The following is a 17,182-nucleotide window of genomic DNA, read 5'->3' on the forward strand; positions in this document are numbered from 1 at the left end:
TGCGAAATATATGAAATTCGAATTATCGTTTATTTTATACGTCTCTCGCCGTATGAAGGCCTAAAGCTTGTCGAAAATTCTTCATATGTCCAGATAAATTGTGAGTTAGTCGAGTTGACGGCGGTTTGCGCGTCCTGCCCCTCGCCCTGCCCTGAAGGTGCGGCAACGCAGCGCCAGAAAACCCAGATCATTCGTTCCACCGCTTTGATGCCGTGGAATAAATCAGCGCCCGGTGGAGATCACAGGAGGCGTGGATCCGACAACGTCAAATCGTTGCCTGCCTGTCAAGGAGCCAGAGCCTCCTGCTCCTAAGGTCCTCGCAATCCCGCGAAGAACTCCCGCAACAGCGCCGCGTTCTCTGCCTCGCGCACGCCGCCCACCACCTCCGGCGCGTGGTGGCATTGCGGGTGGGCAAAGACCCGCGCCCCATGCTCCACCCCGCCGGATTTCGGGTCATAGGCGCCGAACACCACGCGCCGCACCCGGAACAGGGAGGCGGCGGCGGCGCACATCGGGCAGGGTTCCAGCGTCACGGTCAGGGTGCAGCCGGGCAGGTGCTTGTCGCCCAGGGCGCGCGCCGCCTCGTGCAGCGCCAGCATCTCGGCATGGGCGCCGGGGTCGCGCCATTCCTCCACGCGGTTGCCGGCGCGGGCCAGGACGCGGCCCCGCGCGTCGCTCACCACCGCGCCCACCGGCACCTCGCCGCGCCGGGCGGCGTCGCGCGCCTCCTCCAGCGCCAGATCCATCATGGGGCGCTTGTGCCGCGATGCTGGACGCGGGGGAAGCCGCCGCGTAACCACGGCCCCATGAAACGCCCCATCATCGGCCTCACGCTGGACAGCGAACCCGCGGGCGGCTGGTCGAAGCTGCCCTGGTACGCGCTGCGGCAGAACTACTTCTCTGCCGTCATCGAGGCGGGCGGCCTGCCCGTCGCCCTGCCCCACGCGCCGGAGCTGGCCGCCGACTACCTGGGGGCGCTGGACGGGCTGCTGGTCACGGGCGGCGCCTTTGACGTGGACCCGGCGCTGTGGGGGCGGGAGCCCCTGCACCCCAAGGCCACGCTGAAGCCCGGCCGCACCGATTTCGAGATCGCGGCGACGCGCGCGGCGCTCGAGCGCGACATGCCGGTGCTGGGCATCTGCGGCGGCCAACAGCTGCTCGCCGTGGCGCTGGGCGGCACGCTGATCCAGCACATCCCCGACGAGCTGCCGAGCGAGATCCCGCACGAGCAGCCCAATCCCCGCACCGAGCCGGGGCACGACATCGAGGTCGCGCCCGGGTCGCTGCTGGCGCGCCTCACCGGCCGGGCGCGCATGGCGGTGAACTCCGCGCACCACCAGGCGGTGCGCGACGTGCCGGATGGGGTGGTGGTGAATGCCCGCGCCCCGGACGGGCTGGTCGAGGGGATCGAGGCGCCGCGCCACCGCTTCGCCCTGGGCGTGCAGTGGCACCCGGAATACGGGGTGGACCCCGCCGACCCCCTGATCCTGCGCGGCTTCGTGGAGGCGTGCCGTGGCTGAGGACGCACCCGACTCCGAGCGCGGCGAGCGCATCGCCAAGTGGCTGGCCCGCGCCGGCGTCGCCTCGCGTCGCGACGCGGAACGGCTGATCGCCGAGGGGCGGGTGAAGCTGAACGGCAAGCCCGTCGAGCAGCCTGCCACCTTCGTCGGCGCCGAGGACCTAGTGCAGGTGGATGACCGCGCGGTGCACGAGCCGGAGCGGACGCGGCTGTTCCGCTACCACAAGCCCGCCGGCCTCATGACCACGCATCGCGACCCCGAGGGGCGGCCGACCGTGTTCGAGCGCCTGCCGCCGGGCCTGCCGCGGCTGATCTCGGTCGGGCGACTGGACCTCAATTCCGAGGGGCTGCTGCTGCTGACCAATGACGGCGCCCTGTCGCGCCGGCTGGAGCTGCCCAGCCAGGGCTGGGTCCGCCGCTACCGCGTGCGCGTCTTCGGCCCGGTGGACGACCGCGCGCTGAAGGCGCTGGCGAAGGGCGTGACGGTGGAGGGCGTGCGCTACGCCCCCATCGAGGCCGGGCTGGACAGCCGCAAGGGCGACAATTCCTGGCTGACCGTGGCGCTGCACGAGGGCAAGAACCGCGAGGTGCGCCGGGTGATGACCTTCCTGGGGCTGCAGGTGTCGCGGCTGATCCGCGTCGCCTATGGCCCCTTCCAGCTCGGCACCCTGCCCGAGGGCGCGGTGGAGGAGGTGAACCCCAAGGTGCTGCGCGAGCAGCTGGGCCTCGCCGCGCCCGTCAGGCGGCGTGGGTGAGGATCATCGCGGGCCGCTGGAAGGGACGGAAGCTCCTCGCGCCGGAGGGCACGGTGACGCGCCCCACCAACGAGCGCGCGCGCCAGGCCCTGTTCGACATGCTCTGGCACGCCCCCTGGGCCGGGCGCGACCGGGTGGAGGGGGCGGAGGTGCTGGACGCCTTCGCCGGCACCGGCGCGCTGGGGATCGAGGCGCTGTCGCGCGGCGCGGCGCGGGCGCATTTCCTGGAGAACCGGCCGGAGGCGCTGGCCGCCTGCCGCGCCAATCTCCGCGCCTGCAAGGGGGCGGAAGGGCGCGTCCTGCCGGCCGACGCGCTGCGCCCGCCCCGCGCCCCGGCGCCCTGCACCCTGGTCTTCCTGGACCCGCCCTATGGCGAGGGACTGGTGCCACGCGCCATCGAGGCGCTGGGCGCGGCGGGGTGGATCGCCCCGGATGCGCTGATCTGCGCAGAGCTCGGCCCGGGCGACCCCGCGCCGGAGGAAGGCTTCGAAACCCTGGCCGAACGCGCGCACGGCAAGGCGCGATGGAACATCCTTTCCCCCCGCTGACGGTGGAGACCCTGCTGCTGGTCCTGCCCGCGCCGGAGCGCGGCGGGGCGGAGCGGCAGAGCCTCGCGGCGGCGGAGGGGTTGCGGCGGCGGGGGATGCGCGTGCTGGTCGCGGCCTCGCCCGCCCTCGCCTGCGCCTCGCCAGGGCTGGCCCTGCCCCTGGCGCACCATCCAGGCCGGCCGGCCGCCGAGGCACGGCCCCGGCAGCGCGCCCTCCTCGGCGCCCTGCTGCGGCGCTGGCGGCCCGACGCGGCGCTGGTTTGCTGCCCACTGCCCGGCGAAGGGCTGGGGACGATGGAGGCGCTGTCCGAGGCCGGAGTGCCGACCCTGGCGCTGCACCACCTCGTCCGCCGCGACTGGATGCTGGGAAGGGAGGAAGCCGCGGCGATGCGCGGGCTGCGCCTGGGCTGGGCCGCCGTGTCCGCCGCCGCCGCGCGCCGGCTGGAAACGCTGGCGGAACTGCCCGACGCCTCGGTGGCGGTGCTTCCCAACCCCCTTCCCGGCTTCGTCCCGCTGCCTCGCCAACCGGACTCGCCGCCGCTCCTCCTGCAGGTCGGGCGGCTGGACGGGCGCAAGGGCGCGCATCTGGCCCCCGAGGTGGCGCGGCGCATCGCCCCTTCCCGCCTCGCCCTCGCGGGTGCGGGGCCGCTTGGCGGCACGCTGGCGCCGGCCGTGGAACTGGGTGCGGTGGCGGACATCCCCGCGCTGCTGGCCCGTGCCAGCGCCCTCCTCCTTCCCTCCGAGCATGAGGGCCAGCCCTTGGCGGTGCTGGAGGCAATGGCGGCCGGCTGTCCGGTCATCGCCAGCGCCGAGGCGCTGGAAGCCTGGGACGCGCCGGGGGACTGGGCCTGGGTGGCCCGGCGCGACCCGGAGGGTATCGCCGCCACCTTTCGCGCCGTGCTGGCCGCGCCGGAGGAAGCGGCCCGCAAGGCCGCCCGCGCACGCGAGGCGGCCTACGGCGAGGAAGCGATGCTGGACCGGCTGGAAGTCCTGCTGCTGCGCGAGGCGCTGTGGCCGCGCTGATCCAGGCCGATGCGCTGGGCGTCACCGCCGCACCGGGGCGCTTCACCCTTCCGCTGCCCGGCGCGCCGACCGTCGCGGGCGTGGCGCTGCACGCGGCCCGGCCCGGCGCGCTGCGGGTGGCGCTGCTGTCCGAGGACCGGGCGGTCGCGTCCGTGGAATCGGGAGGCCCGGCAGGGTGGCGCTTTCTCCCCCTTTCCGGTTCGGGGGTTGCGCTGCGGGTAGAGGCCACGGCGCCGCTGACGCGCGCGTGGGGGGAGCGGCGCCCGGCGCTGCGCCTCTGGGCGGGGGCGGCGCCCCTGCCCCAATGGCGGGAAACGGGGCCCGCCCGCCTCGCCGGCCTGCCGCCGCGCGCCTTGTTGCGCCTCGGCGCCGGGGAGGCGACGCTGCTTGCCCTGCCGGAGGGGTTCGTCCTGGCCGGGTTGGACACGTTGCGCGGCACTCCGCCCCTCTGGCGGATGGAGGGCGGCGCGCTGGTGCTGCGTGCCGACGCGCCCTGGGAAGGCGTGGTTCAGCTTCGCCCGAAAAGCCGCGCGAACTCGCCCTGACCGAGGCGCAGAAAGGTCGGCCGCCCGTGCGAGCAGGTGGCGGCGCGCGGCGTCCGCTCCATGGCGCGCAGCAGCGCATCCATCTCGGCTGGGTTCAGCCGCCGCCCGGCGCGGATGGAACCGTGGCAGGCCAGCCGCGCCAGGGCGGCGTCCAGCCGCGCCTCGAGCGCCGTGGACTCGCCGGATTCCGCCAGTTCCTCCGCCAGGTCACGCAGCAACGGCGCCGGGTCGGGTCCGCCGAGCAGGGCCGGCAGGGCTCGCACCAGCACCGCGTCGCGGCCGAAGCCCTCGATCTCCAGCCCGAGCCGCGCCAGGGCGGGGGCGGCGTCCAGCAGGCGGTCGGCGTGACGCGTTTCCACCACGGCGGGCAGCAGCAGCGGCTGGGCGCGGACGCCGCCCTCCGTCATTTGCTCGCGCAGGCGCTCATGGGTCAGGCGTTCGTGGGCAGCGTGCTGGTCCACCAGCACCAGCGCGCCGTCCGGCGCCTCGGCCAGGATGTAGCATTCCATCACCTGCGCCAGCGGCCGGCCGAGGGGCTGGTCGGGCGGGGCAGGGGGTGGTTCCTCCGGTGGTTCCTCCGGTGCTTCCCCGCGCGGCGGGGCGGGGGCGAAGCCGAGCGGCAGCGCGACCTCCGCCACGGCGCGGGGCTGGGCGGCGGGGGCCGGGGCGAAGCGCAGCGGCGCGGCCGGGGCCTGCGCCGCCCCCACCCCCAGCGCCCGTCGCAGCGCCCCGATCAGCGCGCCGCGCACCGCGGCGGCGTCGCGGAAGCGGAGCTCCGTCTTCATCGGATGGACGTTCACGTCCACCTCGCGCGGCGGGATTTCCAGGAACAGGGCGCAGGCCGGGTGGCGGCCGGGCATCATCACGTCCCGGTAGGCGACGCGCAGCGCCGCGCGCAGCATCGGGTCGCGCACCGGGCGTCGATTGACGACGAGGTGCTGCTCCGCCGCCGTGGAGCGGGAAAAGCCGGGCCCGCCCGCGAGGCCGGCAAGGGAAACGACGCCACTTCCCGTCACGGGAAGGGCGGCGGCGGCGAAATCCGGCCCCAGCAGGTCGGCGACGCGCCGCTCCCAGCTCGTCGGCTCCAGCCGCAGCACCGGGCGGCCATCCAGCGACAGCTCGAACCCCACCTCCGGCCAGGCCAGGGCGAGGCGGCGCAGCGCCTCGGCCGCGGCCTCGCCCTCGCGCGCGGGGGTGCGGAGGAACTTGCGCCGCGCCGGGGTGGCGAAGAACAGGTCGGTGACCTCGACGCGCGTGCCGGGCGGGCCGGCGGCGGGGCGCGGCACCTCCTTGCGCCCGGCCTCCACCGCGACGCTGTGCGCCTCGCCGCCCGGCGGGCGGGAGGTGATGAGCAGGCGCGACACGGCGCCGATGGAGGGCAGCGCCTCCCCCCGGAAGCCCAGCGTGCTGATGCTGAACAGCATCGCCTCCTCCGGCAGCTTGGAGGTGGCGTGGCGCTCGACGCAAAGCGCGAGGTCCTCCGGCCCCATGCCGGCGCCGTCATCCTCCACCAGGACGCGGCCGGTACCTCCATCCTCCAGCGCGACGCGGATGCGGCGGGCGCCGGCATCCAGCGCGTTCTCCACCAGCTCCTTCACCACGGCGGCCGGGCGCTCCACCACCTCGCCGGCGGCGATGCGGTCGGCGGTGGCGGGCGGGAGGAGGCGGATGGGCATGCGCGCCCTTATGCCATGCCTCGCGCCGTCAGGCGCGGAGGAACCCATGGACCGCCGTCAGGCGCGAAGGAGCCCGGGGAATCCGTCCAGCGCCAGCCGGTGGTAGATCGGCACGAGCTTGTCCAGCCGGCGGGACTGCGCCGCCTGGCGGAGATTCTCGACCTGGGCGAGATAGCGCGCGGTGTCGCGCTGTCCGAGGATGCCGTCCAGCGCCTGCTCCAGTTCCTCGCCCGTGTCGCGCAGCTCGCCGATGTCGCCATAGGCGCGAAAGAAATGCTCGGTCAGGGGGATGCGCGTGGCCAGCACCGGTTTTCCGAAGGTCAGCGCGTCGATCATCGTGCCCGAGGCCGACAGGTCGTAGTAGCCGCGACGCATGGGCAGGCAGATGTAGTGCAGCCGGCGGAGGCGCTCGGTGAACTCGGAACGGGGCAGGTGGCTGGATGGCGGGTGCAGCAGCACCCCCTCCGGCACCTCGGGCTGGCCCTTGCCCTTGCTGCCGATGTGGTCGAACTCCACGGCCTCGCCCCAGCGAGCCTTCAGCCGGGCCGCGAGCGTCATGAAGGTGTCGCCGCCCTTGGCCTGGCTGCCTATACCCAGGAGACCGACCCGCACCGGCCCGGAGGACAGGTCGAGCGGCGTCTGCTCCGATGCCTCCCGCTCGTTCACCGGCAGGGGCAGCACGTCCAGGCGGTTCGCCAGGACGGGGAAGTGCCGCAGCAATTCCTCGCGGACCGGCTCCTCCAGCAGCAGGTGCCGCGTGGGGACGGGAAAGCGCGTGAGCAGCGCCGCGCGCGTGTCGAGGGCGCGCAGCACGGGATTGCGCGGGCGCGTGCCCACCGCGTCGATGAGATTGCCGTGATACCCGACCTGCAGCCCCACCCGCCCGCGCCGCAGGAGCGACGCCGCGACGGCGGCGAAGGGTGTGGTCGCGGTGGTGGAGATCAGGAAGAGCAGCACGTTCTCGCCGGGCGGCGCGGCGCGCAGGGCGCGCCGGATCATCCGGAACTCGTCGCGCAGCCGCGACAGGCTGATCGTGCCGGGACTGCCGAAATGCTGCGTGGGCAAGGCGAGCGTGTCGAAGCGGAGATTGGGCAGCGCCTGCAGCCCCGCATCCTGCCGCACCTCGGCAAGGTGGGTTTCCTCCGCGAAGAAGCACACCTCCTCGTTCGGAAAGGCGCGGGCGATGACCTTGACCGTGGAGGTGTTGCCGGGCGCGTGGAAATGCCCCTTCCAGCTCGGCTCGACGATGATGATCATGCGTTCTCGCGCGCGGCGGGGCCGGCGGCCCAGGCGGGGATCAGGGTCTGGGCCGCCCGGTGGTCCTCCGGCGTGCCGATGTCGAGGAAGGGGGCCTCGGTCACGTGGGCCCGCACGTCCAGCGTCCCCGGCTCGGCCAGGATTCCGGTTTCCAGGTTGAAGGCCTCCGGCATCGGGCGGCGCGCCGGCAGGTCGCGGCGCAGCAGGTAGACGCCCCCGTTCACCAATCCCTCGCCGGAAGCGCCCTTTTCCGCGAGGCCCAGCACGCGGTTGCCTTCGAGGCGCATGCTGCCGAACCGGCTGCGATCCTCGACCCGGCGCACGGCCAGCACGATGTCGGCGGCGGGCGCCTCCTCGGCCATCGCGGCCAGCGACACGCCGAGCCAGGTGTCGCCGTTCAGGGCGAAGACCCTTTCCTCCCGGCACAGGCGCAGCGCGGCCCAGAGCGCGCCGCCCGTGCCCAGCGGCACCTCCTCGCGCGCATGGGTGATCTCCATGCCCGCGAAGCGGGGCCCGACATCCTGCTCGATCCGGTCGCCCATGTAGCCGTTCGCCAGCACGACGCGGGCGATGCCCTGCCGCGCCAGCGCTTCCAGCAGCCAGAACAGGAACGGACGCCCCGCCACGGGCGCGAGCGGCTTGGGGACGTCGCTCACCACCGGCCGCAGCCGCGTGCCGAGGCCGCCGGCCAGCACCACCGCTTCCCGTGGGATCATGTCTGCGCTTCGCGCGGGAAGATCTCGGCCTCCACCAGGCCGCAAACCGCGTGGCCCAGCACCTCGTGCCCTTCCTGGATGCGCGGCGTGAGGGCGGAGGGCACCTGCAGGCACAGCTCGCAGCGCGATGCGATCTCGGTCGCGCCGGGCCCGTTGCCGGTGAAGCCGACCGTCACCAGCCCGGCCGCCCGTGCCGCCTCCACCGCACGCAGCACGTTGGGCGAGCGGCCGGAGGTGGTGATGGCGAAAAGCACGTCCCCTGCCCGGCCGAGCGCCTCCACCTGACGGGCGAAGAGGCACTCATAGCCGTAGTCGTTGCCGATGGCGGTGAGGATGGAGCTGTCGGTGGTCAGCGCGATGGCGGCGAGGCCGGGCCGGTCGTAGTGGAAGCGCGACACCAGCTCCCCCGCCCAATGCTGCGCATCGGCCGCCGAGCCGCCATTGCCGCAGATCAGCAGCTTGCCCCCGGCGCGCAGCGAGGCCGCGACGAGCGAGGCCGCCTGCGCGGTGGCGGCGCACAGCGCCTCGTCCGCCTCCATCGCCTCCAGGAGGCGCCGCGTGTCTCCGATCGCGTCCCGAACCGCCTTCAAGCCCACCACGAAGTCGCGCCCTCGCTGGTGAAGCGCACGGTTTCCGTCCGGAAGCCACCTTCCTGGAGGGCGCGCAGCACGGCGGCGCGCCTTTCCAGCGGGGCCAGGAACATGATGAAGCCCCCGCCCCCCGCGCCCGACACCTTGCCCGCGATGGCCCCGGCGGCGGTGGCGACTTCCATCGCCCGCTCGATGCTGTCGTTGCTGATGCCGGCCGCCATTTCCCGCTTGGACGCCCAGCCCGAGTTGAGCATCTGCGCCACGGTCGGCAGATCCTCCTTCAACAGCGCCTTCTTCATCGCGATCGCGCTGGCCTTCAGCTCGTGCATGGCTTCCACGGACCGGCCCTCGCCCTTGGCCACGTTGCGCGACTGCTCGGCGATGATGGTGGCGCTTTCCCGGCTGATGCCGGTGAAGCAAAGGATGGTCTGCGCCTCCAGCTCGGCGATCACGGCCGACTTGATGCGCAGGGGGTTCACGACCACCGTGTTGTCGGCGTGGAACTCCATGAAGTTGAAGCCGCCAAAGGCCGCCGCGTACTGGTCCTGCCGCCCGCCGGCGAGCCCGAGATCCTCCCGCTCGATGGAGAAGGCGAGCTGCGCCAGGTCGTACTCGCTCAGCGGCAGGCTGAAGAACTCGGTCATGGCCTGCAGCATCGCCACGACCAGGGTAGAGGAGGAGCCGAGGCCCGAGCCGGCTGGCGCCTCGGAAAAGGTGCTGATCCGCAGGGCAGGCGCCCGGCGCCCCCCCAGGAAATCCTGCACCACGCGGTTGTAGACGGCCTTGTGCAGGTCGAGCCGGCCGTCGAAGGGCAGACGCGCCGCGACCGGCACCTGGATCGCGATGTCCAGGTCCTGGCTTTCCAGCTCCAGCATCGAACCCTGCAGGGGGGCCAGGCTGACATAGATGTAGCGGTCGATCGTGACGTTCATCACGGCCCCGCCATGGATGTCGGCATAGGGGGACACATCGGTCCCGCCCCCCGCGAGGCCCAGGCGCAAAGGCGCGCGTGCTCTTGCCATGCCCGCCACGTTCACGGCCCGCTGTAACACCTGGAACTGGGACATCTACTCTGCTTTCCGTGGAGAACCGCACCCGAAACGGTTCCCTAGAGGGGGAAGCTAGACGTTTCTCATAAAGGCATGAAAGCCTTTTTTATGGTCTTCGATGAATTTTCCGGTGCAGAAATCCTGCGTCTGTCACCGCTGCAATCGTTGGATCTCCGCCAGCAGCCCGCTGGTCGAGCTGTCATGCGGGACGCGCCGTCCATCGGTCAGCTCGCGCAGGATGGGCGTAGCGAGGACCTTGCCGAGCTCCACCCCCCATTGGTCGAAGGGATTCACGTCCCACAGGCAGCCCAGCACGAAGACCTTGTGCTCATAAAGGGCGATCAGCGAGCCGAGGGCCTGCGGGTCGAGGCGCGGCATCACGATGGTGTTGGAGGGCCGGTCGCCCGGCGAAACGCGGTGCGGGACCAGGCGCGCGATCGTTTCCTCGTCCGCGCCGGCCTCGCGCATCTCGGCCTTCACCGCGTCGGCGTCGCGGCCCACCATCAGCGCCGCCGCCTGGGCGAGGCCGTTGGCAAGCAGGATGCGGTGGTTCTCGTCGTGCCGATGGTCGGACTTGGCGACGAGGATGAAATCCACCGGCACCGGATTCGGCCCCTGGTGGACCAGCTGCATGAAGGAATGCTGCGCCGAGGTGCCCGGCTCGCCGAACACGACGGGGCCGGTCGACCAGGGGGTCGGCGTGCCGTCGCGGCGCACCGACTTGCCGAGGCTTTCCATCTCCAGCTGCTGGAGATGCGCGGGCAGGCGGCGCAGCCGCTCGTCATAGGGCAGCACGGCGCGGCGGTGGATCTTCAGCCCGCCCACGTGCCACGCCTCCACCAGCGCCAGCAGGATGGGCAGGTTCTGCTCGAGCGGCGCCCCGAGGAAGTGCTGGTCCATCTCGCGCGCTCCGTCCAGCAGCGCCTCGAACCGCTCCCAGCCGAGCGACAGGGCGAGGGACAGGCCGAGCGCGGACCAGAGCGAGAAGCGCCCCCCCACCCAGTCGCGGAAGGGGAAGACGCGGTCGGCGGCGATGCCGAAGGCCTCGCAGGCAGCGAGGTTGGTGGAAAGCGCGGCGAAATGCGCCGAGGCGCCGTTGCGCCCCACGCTCGCCTCCATCCAGGCGCGCACGAGCCGCGCATTGGCCATGGTCTCGGCGGTGGTGAAGGTCTTGGAGCCGATCAGCACCAGGGTGCGGCGCGGGTCCAGCATGGGCAGCACGGTTTCCCAGCCATGCCCGTCCACGTTGCCCAGATGCACCGGCCGCATCGGGTCGCCCGCGCGCCACAGGGCGCGCGTCACCATGACGGGGCCGAGGTCGGAGCCGCCGATGCCGATGCTCAGCACCGTGTCGAAGCGCTGGTTGGTGGCGCCGCGCACCTCGCCGCGATGCACGCTCTCGGTGAAGGCGCGCATGTAGGTGAGGGTCCGCAGCGCATCCTCGTGCGCCGCAGCGCCCGCGCCCGGCAGGCCGCCACGCAGCGCCATGTGCAGGGCGGCGCGACGCTCGGTGTTGTTCACGATCTCGCCATTCGCCATGGCGTCGCGCCCCTGCTCCACCCGCGCCGCGCGGGCGAGGTCGAAGAGCGCCTCGCGCACCTCGTCGGAGATGGCGGTCTTGCTCATGTCGAGCAGCAGGCCGGCGCCGCGGTGGCTGTAGCGGTCGAAGCGCTTCGGGTCGGCGGTGAAAAGCGGCCGGATGGCGGAGGCGCCAGGACGGCGGCCAAATTCTTCCACGCGGGCCCAGGCGTCTTCCAGCACGTCGTCCATTCCCGTTCCGATTCCGGTGAGCGGGGAGTGTTACAACCCTTGCGGCTCGCCCGCCACCGCGAGGGACAAGGCCGCGGCATCGAGGCGCCGCGCGGCGCGCGCCACGTCCTCGCGCGTCAGCGCCGCGAGGCGCGCGGGGCGGCCCGCCAGCCAGGCCGGGTCGCGCCCCGCCTGCCGCAGCCCGAGCAGCAGCGAGGCGGTGCGCCGCGTGTCGGTGAATTGCAGCGGCAGCGAGCCGGACAGGAAGGCGACGGCGTCGCGCACCTCCTCCTCCGTCGGCCCCTCGGCCGCCATCGCCGCCCAGCCCTCGCGCAGGAGGCGCCAGACCTCGCCGACCGTGGCGTTGTCCGTCTGCACCTGCCCGACCACGACGGCGCGGCCGAAAAGCAGGTCCAGCCCCGCCCCGATGCCGTAGGTCAGGCCGCGCTCCTCGCGGATCGTGCGGGTGAGGCGGGAGGTGAAGCCGCCCCCGGCCAGGATGCGCAGCGCGACCTGGAAGGCTTCCCAGTCCGGGTCGGTGGGCAGCAGCGCGTCCTGGCCGAAATACAGGGTCGATTGCGGCGCCGCCTTCTCCACGCGCCGCACGCCGAAGCGCTCCGGTGAGGGCAGCGGCGGAACGGGCTCGGGCGCGCCTTCGGGCAGGGTCGCGAAAAGGGCTCGGATGAGGTCGCGCAGCCCGTCAGGGTCGATGTCGCCCGCCGCCGTCAGCAGGATGCCGCCGCGCCGCATCTGCGCATCCAGCGCCGTGCGCACCTCCTCCCGCGAAACGGCGGACAGCGACTCGGGCGTGGGCTGGCGGCCGGCGGGATGGTCGGGATAGGCGGAGTGCCAGAACTCGCGCCGGGCGAGGCCGGCCGGGGTTTCCAGCGCCTGCCGCGCGCCCAGCACGGCGCGGGCGCGCACCCGGGCCAGGGCGGATTCATCCAGGCGCGGCGCCGTCATGGCGAGGCGGGCTAGGCGCAGCGCCTCGGGCAGGGCGGGGGACAGGGTGCGGAACGAACCCTCGAAGGAATCCCGCCCGCCGGAAAAGCCGAGCCCGATCCCGGCATCGCGCGCCGCGTCCGCGAAGGCGATGTTGGACAGGTCCCCCGCGCCCTCGGAGAGCAGGGCGGCGGCCATGCCGTGCAGTCCCTCATGCCCCTCGGGATCGCGCGCGGCGCCGCCGGGCCAAGCCCAGGCGACGGAAACGACGGGCAGGGAGTGCTCCTCCACCAGCCATGCGGTGACGCCGCCTTCCTCCAGCACCTGGATGGGCACGGAAAAGCCGCGGCGCGGCGGCAGGGAGACGCCGAAGAGGGTGTCGCTCACGCGGGGAACTCCTCGAAACGGGCGCCAACGCAACGCGCACCCTTCAAAACCATCCGGCCGCAAGGCGGCCGGCGCGTGGCCTGGGGAACCGGTGTGCCCACCGGCCGGCTTCCGGAGGCAAGGCCGCCGGCGCCGCCAGGCCGCTCTCCGGGCCAGCACACCCCCGACGCGGCGAAGCCCAGCGGCCGGAGGCCGCGCCCGGCGACTGAGGGCACGAAAAAATTCATGCCGAAGGCATGAGCCAGCCGGCGGTGGAAACCGGGTTGTCGGACAGGACGCCGCGGATGGCGCGCGTCGCCGCCTCGGGCGTCACGGCGGCGATGCGCTGCGGCCAGAATTCCACCGCTTCGATCGGAAGGCCGATGGCCAGGGACCCGCCCAGCATGCGCGGCGCTGCCCCCAGACCGTCCAGGGCCAACAAGGCGCCCGCGGTCTGCTGGCGGATGGCGCGGCGCGTTTCCCCTTCGGAGATCCCTTCCTGCACCAGCGTGCCGAGGGTGCGGTTCACCGCCTCCTCGATCTGCTCGGGGGAAACGCCGGGGCGCGGCGTGGCATAGACCACCAGCGTGCCGACCCCGACCACGTCGCCGTCATAGGAAGCCCCCGCCCCGACCGCGAGGCCGGTTTCCACCAGCGCGGCATGGAGGCGCGAGCCGGGGCCGCTGCCCAGCACATGCGCGGCCACTTCCAGCGGGTCGCTCATCTCCGTTTCGCCAAAGGTGGCGGAGGGGGCCGCGAAGCCGCGCAGGAAGCTGGCCTCCCGCACCGCCGGATCCTGCGCGACGAGGCGCGCCTCGGGCGAGCGCGCGGGCGGCGGGGCGCGGTCGCGGCCCGGGTCGGCGCGCCCCGGGATGGGGCCGTAGAACTCGTCGGCCCAGCGGCGCAGATCCGCCTCCCGCACATCGCCCGCCACGACCAGCACGCAGTTCGACGGTGCGTATCGCGCGGCGTGGAACCGGACCATGTCCTCGCGGGTGATGGCGCGGATCTCGTCCTCCCACCCGATCAGCGGGCGGCCGCGCCAATGCTGCGGCCCCCACATGGCCGCGTCGAAGCGCTCCATGAAGCGGGCGCGCGGATTGGCGGAGATGCGGGAGCGGCGCTCCTCGAAGATCACGCCGCGTTCCGGCTCCACCTCCGCCTCGGGGATGAGCACGGCGCCGAGGCGGTCCGACTCCATCCGCATCATCAGCGGCAGGCGGCTCGCCTCGACGATCTGGAAGTAGCCGGTGACGTCGCGCGAGGTGAAGGCGTTGTCCTGCCCGCCCTCGGCCGAGACGGTGCGCGACAGCGCGCCGGAGGGAATGTTCGGCGAGCCCTTGAACATCATGTGCTCAAGGAAGTGGGCGAGGCCGGAGCGGCCATGCGGGTCTTCGCCCGCCCCGGCGGAGACGTAGAGGTAATGCGCGGCGACCGGGGCGCGGCGGTTCTCCGCCAGCACCACGCGCAGCCCGTTCGGCAGCGTCCAGTGGACCGCGCCGAAGAGCGGGCGCTCCTGGATGCGCGGGGCGTCGGTCGGGTCGGAATCGGGCCGCGCGCCCCCGGCGGCGGGGGTGGAGGCGAAGGCCGGGACGGCCTGCGGAACCAGGGGCAGGGCGGCCGCGCCTTTCAGCGCGGCGCGGCGGGACATCTCGGCCATGGGGTCGAAGATGGGGTCGCTCCCCGCTTCCCTCAACTCTCGGGCCGGATGTTCAAGCGGCGCACCACCGGGCCCCAGAACGCGACCTCGTCGCGGATCAGCGCCGCCAGCGTCGCGGAGTCGCTGCCCAGCGGCTCGAACCCGGCCGCCTCCAGCACGCGGCGGGTCTCGGCGCTCGTCATGGCACGCCCGGCTTCCGTGGCGAGGCGGGCAATGCGCTCCTCCGGGACATTGGCCGGGGCAAAGAGGCCGATCCAGGCATAGATATCGCCCGCGGGCTCGCCCTGCTCGACCAGGGCGGGAACGTCGGGAAGCTGGGCCATGCGCCCGGCGCCGGACACGCCGATGGCGCGCACCTGCCCGCCGCGCGCCTGGCCGACCACGGCGCCCGCAGCGGCGGCCGTCATCTCGATGCGCCCGGCCACCACCTCCAGCACGCTTTGCGGGACGGAGCGGAAGGGGACGTGCACCATCTCCAGCCCATGCCGCGCCGCGAACTCGGCCATGATCAGATGGCCGGTGGAGCCGGCGCCGACCGAGCCGTAGTTCAGCTTCCCCGGATTGGCGCGGGCATGGGCGATGAGTTCGGCCACGTTGCGCACCGGCACGCCGGGGTTTACCGACAGTACGAAGGGCATGCGCGCCAGCAGCGAGACGGGGCGCAGATCGGCCACCGGGTCGTAGGGGAGCTGCGGGTTCAGGATGCGGGCGATGGAGCCGGGCCCGCCGATGGTGACCCCCAGCGTGTGGCCGTCCTGCGCCTTGGCCACGGCATCGGCGCCGATGGTCCCGCCGCCCCCGGCGCGGTTGTCCACCACCACGGGCTGGCCCAGCACGGCCTGCAGGTGGGTGGCGACGGCGCGGGCAGCGATATCCGGGGTGGAGCCCCCAGGGAAGCCCACGATCACCCGCACCGGGCGATCGGGCCAGGTGGGCTGCGCGGATGCCAGCCCCGGCAGGGCCAGGGCGGGCAGGGCAAGGGCGGCGCGGCGGCCGATGGTCATGGCGTCTTCCCAGGAAAGCGGCGATTCCGGCCTATAGCTTCACCCTGCGGCAAAGGCGAGGCGCGGCGCGATGAAGCCGTGCGCCGCGAAGGCGGTAGCGCCGTAATCGCCCACCCGCGGATACCAGACGCGCAGCACCGTCCAGTCATTGCCCGGCGAGACATCCAGCACCGGCTGGTCCTCGGCGATGCGGCCCCGGCCGCTGCCGCTGGCCCAGTTGGCGTGGTCCACCCGGATCTCGCGGGAGGAGGAAACGCGGCGCACCACGGCGAGGTGACCCTGCGGCAGCCGCGAGGTGCGGGCCAGGACCAGCACGGCGCCCGGTTCCGGCCGGCTGCCGCGGGCGTAGCGCCCGGCGGCGGCCTCCCACCATTGCCAGGCATCGCCGCGAAGCTGGATGCCGGAGCGGCTGCGGGCATAGGGAACGCAGGACAGGTCGAGGCTCGGCCCCGGCTCGGGCACGCCGGGAATGCGCGGCGCGCGCGACGTGCCGCAGCCGGAAAGCGCCAGAAGCGTGGAAAGGCCCAGCAACCCCCGCCGGTCCAACATGCCAAGATTCCCCGTCCGCCTTCCCCCGAAGGCGTCGGTCCATCCTAGCGAAAAGGAGAAGGGTTATTCCAGCCCGACCAGGGCGCGGGCGAAGTGGCGCGCCTCGAAGGGGCGCAGGTCGGCGGCCGTCTCGCCAACGCCGACGGCGTGGATGGGCGTTCCGAACTCCTCGGCCAGCGCGACCACGACGCCGCCCTTGGCCGACCCGTCGAGCTTGGTGACGACGAGGCCGGAAACCTCCACCATCTCGGAAAAGACGCGCAGTTGGGACACGGCGTTCTGGCCGGTGGTCGCGTCCAGCACCAGAAGCACGGAATGGGGCACCGCCGCGTCCTGGCGCTTCATCACGCGGACGATCTTGCGAAGCTCCTCCATCAGCGCGGTCTTGTTGTGCAGCCGCCCGGCCGTGTCCACGAGCAGCACGTCGGCGCCGACATCCCGCGCGCGGGAAAGCGCGTCAAAGGCGAGGCCGGCGGCATCCGCGCCGTCCTTGGCGGGGGCCACCACCTCCGCCCCCGTGCGCGACCCCCAGACCTGGAGCTGCTCCACGGCAGCGGCGCGGAAGGTGTCGCCCGCGCACATGATGACCTTCATTCCGTCGGCGCGGTACTGCTCGGCTAGCTTGGCGATGGTGGTGGTCTTGCCGGTGCCATTCACGCCGACCACCAGCACGACATGCGGCTTGAGCGCGCGGTCGATCACCAGCGGCTTCGCCACGGGGCCGAGGATGGCGGCGATCTCGTCGGCCAGCGCTCCCTTGATCTCCGCATCCGTCGCCTCGCGGCCGAAGCGGGTGCGGCGGAAGCCTTCCACCACGCGCCCCGACGCCTTCACGCCGAGGTCGGCGGCGATCAGCGTCTCCTCCAGCTCCTCCAGAGCGGCGTCGTCCAACTTGCGCTTGGTGAAGACGCCGGTGATGGAATCGGTGAGCTTGGCGGTGGAGCGCGACAGGCCCTGCTTGAGCTTGGCAAAGAACCCGCCCATCCGCATCGGGCCGCCCGGCGGCTCGATCACCGGGGGCGTGATCTCCGGCGGGATCGGGTCGCTGATCGGCTCCGGCACCGAGGGGGGCGGCATCTCGGGCGGCGGGGCGGGCGGGTTTTCCGGCGCCGGCGGCTCGACCACCGGCGGCCGGGCCGGCTCGGTGGGCGGCTCGGGCGTCAGCGGCTCCGGCGAGGGGTCCGCAGGCGGGTGCGGCACCTGGGCTTCGGCCGAGGGAGCATCCGCCAGGGGTG

17 protein-coding genes are annotated in these 17,182 nt (G+C 73.2%); 5 read left to right on the forward strand and 12 right to left on the reverse strand.

Annotation, left to right across the window (positions count from 1 at the left end):
• Positions 1-308 precede the first annotated feature (308 nt).
• A complete protein-coding gene (locus OF850_RS09335; protein WP_301589888.1) occupies positions 309-746 on the reverse strand; it encodes a nucleoside deaminase in 438 nt (145 codons plus the stop codon).
• A 60-nt stretch (positions 747-806) separates the two neighbouring features.
• Between OF850_RS09335 and OF850_RS09340 the strand changes: the two genes are divergently transcribed.
• From OF850_RS09340 to OF850_RS09360, 5 genes are read left to right on the forward strand one after another with little or no spacing between them, the layout of a single operon-like run.
• On the forward strand, positions 807-1,520 hold the full coding sequence (locus OF850_RS09340) for a gamma-glutamyl-gamma-aminobutyrate hydrolase family protein (RefSeq protein ID WP_301589777.1): 714 nt from the start codon (positions 807-809) through the stop codon (positions 1,518-1,520).
• Positions 1,513-2,274 carry a pseudouridine synthase gene (locus OF850_RS09345; RefSeq protein WP_301589778.1) on the forward strand — a complete coding sequence of 254 codons (762 nt, stop codon included), beginning with the start codon at positions 1,513-1,515 and terminating at the stop codon, positions 2,272-2,274. The genes OF850_RS09340 and OF850_RS09345 overlap by 8 nt, the downstream gene beginning before the upstream one ends.
• Positions 2,271-2,822: a 16S rRNA (guanine(966)-N(2))-methyltransferase RsmD gene (gene rsmD, locus OF850_RS09350; protein WP_301589779.1), complete on the forward strand. Its 552-nt coding sequence runs from the start codon at positions 2,271-2,273 to the stop codon at positions 2,820-2,822. The genes OF850_RS09345 and rsmD overlap by 4 nt, the downstream gene beginning before the upstream one ends.
• Positions 2,798-3,844: a glycosyltransferase family 4 protein gene (locus OF850_RS09355; protein ID WP_301589780.1), complete on the forward strand. Its 1,047-nt coding sequence runs from the start codon at positions 2,798-2,800 to the stop codon at positions 3,842-3,844. The genes rsmD and OF850_RS09355 overlap by 25 nt, the downstream gene beginning before the upstream one ends.
• Positions 3,832-4,389 (forward strand): hypothetical protein, encoded by a 558-nt coding sequence (locus OF850_RS09360; protein WP_301589781.1) that lies wholly within the window; start codon positions 3,832-3,834, stop codon positions 4,387-4,389. Before OF850_RS09355 ends, OF850_RS09360 begins: the two co-directional genes overlap by 13 nt.
• On the opposite strand, the gene mutL is transcribed toward OF850_RS09360, so the two are convergent.
• The 11 genes from mutL to ftsY form a co-directional block, all read right to left on the reverse strand.
• Positions 4,353-6,065, reverse strand: a complete 1,713-nt coding sequence (gene mutL, locus OF850_RS09365) for a DNA mismatch repair endonuclease MutL (protein WP_301589782.1) — start codon at positions 6,063-6,065, stop codon at positions 4,353-4,355. The genes OF850_RS09360 and mutL overlap by 37 nt on opposite strands.
• A 57-nt stretch (positions 6,066-6,122) precedes the next feature.
• Positions 6,123-7,322, reverse strand: coding sequence for a glycosyltransferase family protein (locus OF850_RS09370; protein WP_301589783.1), 1,200 nt, complete (start codon positions 7,320-7,322; stop codon positions 6,123-6,125).
• Positions 7,319-8,038 (reverse strand): sugar phosphate nucleotidyltransferase, encoded by a 720-nt coding sequence (locus OF850_RS09375; protein WP_301589784.1) that lies wholly within the window; start codon positions 8,036-8,038, stop codon positions 7,319-7,321. Before OF850_RS09375 ends, OF850_RS09370 begins: the two co-directional genes overlap by 4 nt.
• On the reverse strand, positions 8,035-8,637 hold the full coding sequence (locus OF850_RS09380; protein ID WP_368044683.1) for a D-sedoheptulose 7-phosphate isomerase: 603 nt from the start codon (positions 8,635-8,637) through the stop codon (positions 8,035-8,037). Before OF850_RS09380 ends, OF850_RS09375 begins: the two co-directional genes overlap by 4 nt.
• Positions 8,625-9,695, reverse strand: a complete 1,071-nt coding sequence (locus OF850_RS09385; protein WP_301589785.1) for a GHMP family kinase ATP-binding protein — start codon at positions 9,693-9,695, stop codon at positions 8,625-8,627. Before OF850_RS09385 ends, OF850_RS09380 begins: the two co-directional genes overlap by 13 nt.
• Before the next feature lie 132 nt (positions 9,696-9,827).
• Positions 9,828-11,447 carry a glucose-6-phosphate isomerase gene (gene pgi / locus OF850_RS09390; RefSeq protein ID WP_301589786.1) on the reverse strand — a complete coding sequence of 540 codons (1,620 nt, stop codon included), beginning with the start codon at positions 11,445-11,447 and terminating at the stop codon, positions 9,828-9,830.
• A gap of 30 nt (positions 11,448-11,477) precedes the next feature.
• Positions 11,478-12,755 (reverse strand): M16 family metallopeptidase, encoded by a 1,278-nt coding sequence (locus tag OF850_RS09395; RefSeq protein WP_301589787.1) that lies wholly within the window; start codon positions 12,753-12,755, stop codon positions 11,478-11,480.
• A 223-nt stretch (positions 12,756-12,978) separates the two neighbouring features.
• Positions 12,979-14,430, reverse strand: coding sequence for a M16 family metallopeptidase (locus OF850_RS09400; protein ID WP_301589788.1), 1,452 nt, complete (start codon positions 14,428-14,430; stop codon positions 12,979-12,981).
• Positions 14,427-15,398, reverse strand: coding sequence for a Bug family tripartite tricarboxylate transporter substrate binding protein (locus OF850_RS09405; protein ID WP_301589789.1), 972 nt, complete (start codon positions 15,396-15,398; stop codon positions 14,427-14,429). Before OF850_RS09405 ends, OF850_RS09400 begins: the two co-directional genes overlap by 4 nt.
• A gap of 39 nt (positions 15,399-15,437) precedes the next feature.
• The gene (locus tag OF850_RS09410) at positions 15,438-15,947 is read right to left on the reverse strand and encodes a CHAP domain-containing protein (protein WP_301589790.1); all 510 of its coding nucleotides are present in this window, start codon (positions 15,945-15,947) and stop codon (positions 15,438-15,440) included.
• 63 nt (positions 15,948-16,010) lie between these two features.
• Entirely contained in the window at positions 16,011-16,931 is a 921-nt protein-coding gene (ftsY, locus tag OF850_RS09415) for a signal recognition particle-docking protein FtsY (RefSeq protein WP_456313986.1), read from the reverse strand.
• Positions 16,932-17,182: the final 251 nt, after the last annotated feature.

It is taken from the genome of Sabulicella glaciei (assembly GCF_026183895.1).
Classification (GTDB): Bacteria; Pseudomonadota; Alphaproteobacteria; order Acetobacterales; family Acetobacteraceae; genus Roseococcus; species Roseococcus glaciei.

Coding starts and splice junctions, on each gene's coding strand:
- OF850_RS09375 (WP_301589784.1), bottom strand. CDS start 8,038: ATGATCCCACGGGAAGCGGTGGTGCTGGCCGGCGGCCTCGGCACGCGG.
- OF850_RS09370 (WP_301589783.1), bottom strand. CDS start 7,322: ATGATCATCATCGTCGAGCCGAGCTGGAAGGGGCATTTCCACGCGCCC.
- OF850_RS09335 (WP_301589888.1), bottom strand. CDS start 746: ATGGATCTGGCGCTGGAGGAGGCGCGCGACGCCGCCCGGCGCGGCGAG.
- OF850_RS09405 (WP_301589789.1), bottom strand. CDS start 15,398: ATGACCATCGGCCGCCGCGCCGCCCTTGCCCTGCCCGCCCTGGCCCTG.
- pgi (WP_301589786.1), bottom strand. CDS start 11,447: ATGGACGACGTGCTGGAAGACGCCTGGGCCCGCGTGGAAGAATTTGGC.
- OF850_RS09385 (WP_301589785.1), bottom strand. CDS start 9,695: ATGTCCCAGTTCCAGGTGTTACAGCGGGCCGTGAACGTGGCGGGCATG.
- ftsY (WP_456313986.1), bottom strand. CDS start 16,931: ATGGGCGGGTTCTTTGCCAAGCTCAAGCAGGGCCTGTCGCGCTCCACC.
- OF850_RS09410 (WP_301589790.1), bottom strand. CDS start 15,947: ATGTTGGACCGGCGGGGGTTGCTGGGCCTTTCCACGCTTCTGGCGCTT.
- OF850_RS09340 (WP_301589777.1), top strand. CDS start 807: ATGAAACGCCCCATCATCGGCCTCACGCTGGACAGCGAACCCGCGGGC.
- OF850_RS09355 (WP_301589780.1), top strand. CDS start 2,798: ATGGAACATCCTTTCCCCCCGCTGACGGTGGAGACCCTGCTGCTGGTC.
- mutL (WP_301589782.1), bottom strand. CDS start 6,065: ATGCCCATCCGCCTCCTCCCGCCCGCCACCGCCGACCGCATCGCCGCC.